Origin of the sequence: Desulfofundulus thermobenzoicus (assembly GCF_009428905.1) — a bacterium.
Classification (GTDB): domain Bacteria; phylum Bacillota; class Desulfotomaculia; order Desulfotomaculales; family Desulfovirgulaceae; genus Desulfofundulus_A; species Desulfofundulus_A thermobenzoicus.
Genome location: NZ_WHYR01000227.1, coordinates 1 through 424, shown reverse-complemented (window position 1 = coordinate 424; position 424 = coordinate 1). Strand labels below are relative to the sequence as shown.

Genomic DNA, 424 nt, shown 5'->3' with positions numbered 1-424 from the left:
GTAAAACAAGGTGAAACGGTCCTCTCCATCGTACATACAAGCAAGCCGCTTGATGACGTCATTAAAGATTTCGAGGAGCTGAATCAAGGTGTGAAAGCGAACGAAATCAGGGCAGGCAGCACATATAAGTTTCCTGTCTACAAGAGATAAAACGTTAATTCCTTGTCATTCATACAAAGAGACTGTTACAATATGAACTGTAAAACACGACGTACACGGCAAAGGATTGCTTGTACACTAAGGAGCGATTGACAAGTGAGTGAAGTCACACATCGTACTAAAACGCGTCCCGTCAAAGTGGGACCTTTAACTATAGGTGGAAATAATGAGGTTGTCATTCAAAGTATGGCAACAACCAAAACACATGATGTCGAAGCGACAGTCGCTGAAATTAAACGTTTAGAAGAGGCAGGCTGTCAAATCG

General features: G+C 42.2%; 1 protein-coding gene. It reads left to right on the top strand.

Annotation, left to right across the window (positions count from 1 at the left end; genetic code table 11):
• Positions 1-255: 255 nt before the first annotated feature.
• Positions 256-424 (top strand): flavodoxin-dependent (E)-4-hydroxy-3-methylbut-2-enyl-diphosphate synthase (locus GFC01_RS18365; RefSeq protein ID WP_341474092.1); only part of this gene is annotated, 169 nt, incomplete at its 3' end.